At 44.1% G+C, this 1,467-nt stretch carries 2 protein-coding genes and 1 pseudogene; all 3 read right to left on the bottom strand.

Annotation, left to right across the window (positions count from 1 at the left end; translation table 11 throughout):
* Positions 1-94: 94 nt before the first annotated feature.
* A complete protein-coding gene (locus ACTHUM_RS13905; protein WP_070459759.1) occupies positions 95-760 on the bottom strand; it encodes a YqiJ family protein in 666 nt (221 codons plus the stop codon).
* A 90-nt stretch (positions 761-850) separates the two neighbouring features.
* Positions 851-1,294 carry a hypothetical protein gene (locus ACTHUM_RS13900; protein WP_070459756.1) on the bottom strand — a complete coding sequence of 148 codons (444 nt, stop codon included), beginning with the start codon at positions 1,292-1,294 and terminating at the stop codon, positions 851-853.
* A 1-nt stretch (position 1,295) separates the two neighbouring features.
* Positions 1,296-1,467: pseudogene (locus ACTHUM_RS13895) on the bottom strand (PspA/IM30 family protein); the annotation flags it as partial.

Here is a 1,467-nt window from a genome sequence, read left to right as displayed (position 1 = left end):
TTCTATATTGTTATTTCGGATTTCTAGATGGTGAGGATAGGGCGGTAAAGTATCTATTTTTACCGTATCGATAAATCAGCGGTTTCAGACGGCCTTAATCTACCAAGCTGCCGCTCGGATTCAAAATTGCCTTAAATGTATTTCCGTCCAACGACACCAGCAATACCGCATCGCCTTGTTTCAATACATCTTCAGAGTCAGGCTCTACCATCACATAATGCTGTTGGCCGTAAGCATCTTTCACGCGCACCTGCGCCGCATTACCTACCCGAGCTTCGCCCAGCACCACTGTGCCGACGCGGCCGATTAAACTTTCTTGCGAAACGGCAGTGGTTTCATCTTTCGGCATAATTTTGTACAAACCGCTAGCCGTCACTCGCACTAAGGGCAGGGAAAGAAACCAAACGATGACTGCTGCCAGCGTGCCATTCAGATAGCTGCCGAATACAGTGGCAAAGGCCGTCTGAAACAGATAACCCGTCAGTCCGTATACGGCAAGAAATACCACCATCAACATCAACACCGGGATACGTCCGACATACAGCCAGCTCAGGAAACGCACGAATATGCCTGCATCCGCCACATCCAATCCAACCTCGGCGTGCGCGGTTTCGGTCAGACTGTCGGGCAACAGGTTGTCCAACCAGTCACTGATACCGCCTGCCAGCATGGAAATGACTTCCAACACACCGAGCAAAATCATCAGCGCAATGGCAATGCCGAAGATTTCAGTTTCGGGGGCGTTGATTAAATTCCACATATTGCATTTCCTTATTCTTTTTGATTTTTTCTTTATGGGATTTGTATTTTGAATAATACATTTTTAATGTTGGTGGGGTTTGTTTGGATTTTATCTACTTAATATAAGTAAATCTAAAAGCATCCACCCCCAAAAGATATATGCAATCCAAAATAAACGGTATTTGAAGAAGTTTTTAAACTTTATTTGAGTTAGGCATTTCTTCTCCAATAGATCTAAGAGTTTTTGCTGCTCTTGTTTGTCACAGTTTTCCAAGATTTCGGTTTTTAATAATTCTATGGCTTGTTCAATAGAAACTTTCCGTCCATCTGCAATTAATTTGTCTCCATATTTTGTCTTCACGTCATTCATAATAATAACAGCATAGAATCCCATAATTAAAATAGCAGCAACTATTGCGGGTATGGGGTGATTATCACTAAGAGACCAAACCGCGATAGTTGATAACAGCAACCATGCAGCATGGTGATTCAACATCTTATGGCGGTAAGCAATCTGCTCAGCAAGCTCATAAATCTTATTAACAAAATTCATCTTATTTCCCTGCTTTCAATGCCGCCAATCTTTCGGCAATGCGGTGGTTGCGGCTTAAGTCTTCCAGTTCTTTCAGCTTGGCCAACTGCGCCGCATCGGTGCTGCTGTGTACCGAGTTTTGGCGACCCATCACACGGTCGAAGGCATTGCCGCTTTTTTCGGCATCACGGGCA

This window comes from Neisseria sp. P0021.S006 (assembly GCF_051956895.1).
The sequence above is the reverse complement of the archived record's forward strand: the minus strand, read 5'-3'. Positions and strand labels throughout refer to the sequence as shown.